Origin of the sequence: Rhizobium sp. PEPV16, assembly GCF_008919455.1 — a bacterium.
Classification (GTDB): domain Bacteria; phylum Pseudomonadota; class Alphaproteobacteria; order Rhizobiales; family Rhizobiaceae; genus Rhizobium; species Rhizobium leguminosarum_Q.
This window is the reverse complement of the sequence record NZ_VSZV01000094.1, coordinates 1-4,009: the sequence shown is the minus strand read 5'-3', so window position 1 is coordinate 4,009 and position 4,009 is coordinate 1. Positions and strand designations below refer to the sequence as shown.

Sequence of the window (4,009 nt, the reverse complement as noted above, 5' to 3'; positions counted from 1 at the left end):
CGGATTCAAAACGATGAAGCGTCTCTACCGCGTCCCATCGCACGCGCGGCGCTCCGGGACGGTCAACTCCATCTCGCGCTGACAATCTGCCAGCAGATGTGGCGGAAAGCGCCTTAGCTCCCGGAGCGCATGCTCATGGTTGGCATCCCTGCGCCTCTGCGACTTGAATGCGGAAAGGGCCCGTACGATATTCCAGATGCTTGTTTGAGACATGTCGGGCCTCCTTTGCTGCATTTAGCTGCCGACACTCGAAATATGAGGGTCAATTGACATTCAATCAAACAAAATGATATGGGGTTATAAATCAGAAAAATTGAAAGATGCGACGATGAGCATTCCCTTTCGCCGTCCCATTCCGCTGCTTGACAACGAAGTGCTGCGTACCTTCGTGGCGATCGCCGAAACAGGCAATTTTTCGACCGCCGCAGAGGCTGTCTTCCGCACGCCGTCGGCAGTATCGATGCAGATCAAGAAGCTTGAAGAACAGCTTGGGGCGACGCTCTTTCTGCGCGACGCCCGCTCGGTATCGCTGACGCGCCACGGCGAGATGTTGCTGTCCTATGCCCGCAACATCCTGGCGCTGTCGAACGAGGCAGTGTCGCGCTTCATCATGCCGGAACTCAGCGGTGTCGTGCGGCTCGGCGCGCCGGAGGATATCGGCGAACGGCTGCTGCCGAGCATCTTGAAGAGTTTCGCCGAGAGCTATCCCGGCATCATGGTCGATGTGACCATCGACATGAGCATCGGGCTGAAGAAGCGTATGGAGGAGCAGCGGCTCGACCTGGCCTTGATCAACTGTGCGACACGGCCGTTCCCGACGGGCGGTGAGGTGGTGTTCCGAGAGCGGCTGGTCTGGGCCGGCGCCAAATGCGGTTCGGCGCATCGCCGCGACCCGCTGCCGATCTCGATCTGGGAAGATGGCTGCATCTGGCGCCAGGAAGCACTCTCCCAGCTCGAACGCAACAAGCGGCATTATCGCGTCGCCTATCTCAGTGGTCACACGATGGCGCAGCGCGCCGCCGTGCTTTCCGATCTCGCCATCGCGCCGTTGCCGCTGTCCTATGTCAACGAGGACATGGCGATCCTCGGGCCTCAGGAAGGGCTGCCGGAACTCGGCGCCTTCGATATCCGCCTGCTGACCGCCTCGCAGGTATCGGGGCCGATCGAGACGGTGGCCGACAGCATTCGCGGCGCCTTTGCCGAGAGAGCGAAGGCGGTCGCCGCCTAGCCGCATTTGCGCCGATCGAAAGTGACAGTGAACCTTTTGGTTTGTCGTGCGTTATCGGCGCGGACGGCAATTGTCGCCGTTCAGGGTTGATTTCAAACAAGGATATCCGAGATGACGACAACGGCCAAAATTGCCGCAGCCTTGATGGTTCTTCTTGCCCTTTCCTCCTGCGGCAATACGATCCGCGGCATAGGAAAGGATACGGCAAACACCGTGAACGCCACGCAGGATGCCGGCCGCTCAGTCGACCGCGCCGCGAAGAAGTGATGACGGTTCAGATTCCTTCCGGGGATTGCCTGATCAAATACTGACCGAGGGATCAGATGACCCGGTCCTGATCATCCTAACGGATGACCGGGGGATAGGCTTTTTCGAGGCCACCGGATCGGCTGAGGCCGGTCCGGAAGGCTTGGTAGGCGGGATGCTGGCCAGAGCGGGCGGTTTCCATCAGCCGGATCTGCAGCCGATCCGGCGCCTGTGCCCCGAGCCACATTCCCAGATTTTCAAGCTTCAGCGAGTTCAGGAAACGCGATCCGGCGGCAAGATCGAGATGACGGCGCAGGCCGTCGAGCAGGTTGTCGTCCTGGGCGGCGTTTTCCATGAGCAGCGCCAGGTAGGACTTGTCGGTCTCCGACAGGGCGGCGAGCTTTTCCGCAACGGTATCGCGGTCGGGAAAGGGAACATTGCCTGTCATCGAATCGTCCATGCTTGATCGTGTTTTGGCCGTTATAAGCTCGCCTTGACCTTCTCGGCTACATCAGCTGGCACCCATTTCGTCCACAGACTCTCGTAATTGCGAAGGAAATAGATCGCGGCATCCTCGTTGCTTTCGCGGTTTTCGTCCTGCCAGGCGAGCACCTGGTTGATCGTCGCATTGTCCCATTTGCGGGTCTTGAGATAGGCCGTGACAGGTCCGGCACGGCTGGCGAAGGACCTGGTCATCAGTGTGAAGGCGCGCGAGACCGGGTAGGAGTTGAGCTCGGGCCTGGCGCAGCCGGCAACCGCGGTACAGCGGTCCCATTCATTCTTGTTGTGGCCGACGCCGAAGCTCAGGCGCGTCATGTCGTATTTGCCGAGGATGGCGGTCGGCGCCCAGTAATAACCGAGCCAGCCGATCTTGTTGTCGAAGGCGCGGGCAATCGACGCATCGAGCCGTTCGGGACTGCCGGTCTCGACGAGTTCGAAGCCCTTCTTGTCGGCGGCAAGCGCCTTGAACAGGTTGGTGGTCGATATCTGGCAGCTCCAGTCGGCGGGGCAGTTGTAAACTGCGCCTTTTGACCGGTCGTCCTCGGCGGGGAAGAGTTCTGGATGTTTCAGCGCGTCCTCGACCGAGCGGATGTCGGGGTGGGCGTCGGCGATAAATTTCGGAATCCACCAACCCTCGACGGCGCCGTCGGCCAGGATTTCGGCCCCCTGTACCAGCCGGCCGGTGTTGACAGCCTGATCGAGCAGGGACCTGACGGAATTGATCCAGTATTCCGAGGCGATGTCGGGGATGCCTTTCTCATTCATCGAGGCGAAGGTCGGCAGGGTGTCGCCATCGACGATGGTGACGGAGCAGCCGTAGCCCTTTTCCAGGATGATCTTGTCGAAGCTCGCCGCAATGCCTGCCGAGGCCCATTTCATTTCGGCGATCGAAACGCTGCCGCATTCGGCGGCTTCGGCCGGCGCGACGGTAGAAAGAGCCGCGGCAAAGACGGCCGGAATCAGAAACGTCTTCATCGTCATTCCCCGAATTCTTCTTAGGCGGACGTGTAGCAGGCTCTGAAATTCACCGACAAATCTCTCCGGCACCCGAATGGAAAATGCCTGCCGGGGCGATACCGCAACAGGCTTTCCGGTTCATGGGCAAGCCATGTTCAACAATGGCGTGTTATGACGGAGCCTACGCGTTCGCTCGCAGAAATCAACCATCTTCTGCTCATGGTTGCGTGACTAAATTATTGAATTCGAAGAATTTATGTCAGCATTCCGAAATTGGCGCCCTCGGGCGAAAAGCACGCTCTTGGCGACAGGCTGCGGATCTTCGGCAGAAATTTTGGCCAGAATGTCAAAAAAGATCAAAATTAACATTTGCGTAAGCCTTCAATAACTCTCCGGTAAGAATGTGCCGTTATCAGTTGGGTCGTGGCAGCAATGACCGCCGCTTCTCCGGTTCAGGTAGTGCGTACCGGAGAAAGCGAGCTTCGCCGTGTAAGGGCGAAGACGCCAGAGTTTTTCGGCAAACCGCGCAGAGCCAAGGCCATGCGCGGTTTTCGCGTTTATGTAGGAACGTGACTGGGGCCAAGTCTTGCCCGGCCAAGTCTTGACCTGGGATTACCGCCCATTGTAGGCCTCGCCTGAACGAGAGGCGAATGCGGGCCACCATGGCAAGAGCGATCATGCTGCAGGGAACCGGCTCCGATGTCGGCAAGACGGTTCTGGTCGCAGGGCTCTGCCGGCTGGCGGCCAATCGCGGGCTGACGGTCCGGCCGTTCAAGCCGCAGAACATGTCGAACAATGCGGCGGTCGCCGATGACGGCGGCGAGATTGGCCGGGCGCAGTGGCTGCAGTCGCTGGCCGCGCGCACGCCATCCTCGGTCCACATGAACCCTGTGCTGCTCAAGCCGCAATCGGAAAATGGCAGCCAGATCATCGTCCAGGGCAGGGTGTTCGGACAGGCGAAGGGGCGCGACTACCAGCGGCTGAAGCCTGAGTTGCTCGGCGCCGTGCTCGAGAGTTTCGGAAAAGTGGCTGCGGGGGCCGACCTCGTTATCGTCGAGGGCGCCGGATCGCCGGCTG

General features: G+C 59.8%; 6 protein-coding genes. 3 read left to right on the top strand and 3 right to left on the bottom strand.

Going from position 1 to position 4,009, the window contains the following annotated elements; translation table 11 throughout:
• Positions 1-24: 24 nt before the first annotated feature.
• Positions 25-213: a hypothetical protein gene (locus FY112_RS38535; RefSeq protein WP_151517427.1), complete on the bottom strand. Its 189-nt coding sequence runs from the start codon at positions 211-213 to the stop codon at positions 25-27.
• Between the two features lie 73 nt (positions 214-286).
• Between FY112_RS38535 and FY112_RS01140 the strand changes: the two genes are divergently transcribed.
• A complete protein-coding gene (locus FY112_RS01140) occupies positions 287-1,228 on the top strand; it encodes a LysR family transcriptional regulator (RefSeq protein ID WP_017960848.1) in 942 nt (313 codons plus the stop codon).
• Between the two features lie 111 nt (positions 1,229-1,339).
• Positions 1,340-1,495 carry a hypothetical protein gene (locus FY112_RS01135; protein WP_003540537.1) on the top strand — a complete coding sequence of 52 codons (156 nt, stop codon included), beginning with the start codon at positions 1,340-1,342 and terminating at the stop codon, positions 1,493-1,495.
• 76 nt (positions 1,496-1,571) lie between these two features.
• Here the strand turns inward: FY112_RS01135 and FY112_RS01130 are convergent, their stop codons facing one another.
• Both FY112_RS01130 and FY112_RS01125 read right to left on the bottom strand, forming a co-directional pair.
• Complete coding sequence (locus FY112_RS01130) at positions 1,572-1,934, bottom strand: hypothetical protein (protein ID WP_172426270.1); 363 nt, start codon at positions 1,932-1,934, stop codon at positions 1,572-1,574.
• 20 nt (positions 1,935-1,954) lie between these two features.
• Entirely contained in the window at positions 1,955-2,956 is a 1,002-nt protein-coding gene (locus FY112_RS01125; protein ID WP_181018121.1) for a glycine betaine ABC transporter substrate-binding protein, read from the bottom strand.
• 638 nt (positions 2,957-3,594) lie between these two features.
• Here FY112_RS01125 and FY112_RS01120 point away from each other — a divergent pair.
• A partial coding sequence (locus tag FY112_RS01120; RefSeq protein WP_151517428.1) for an AAA family ATPase occupies positions 3,595-4,009 on the top strand: 415 nt, incomplete at its 3' end.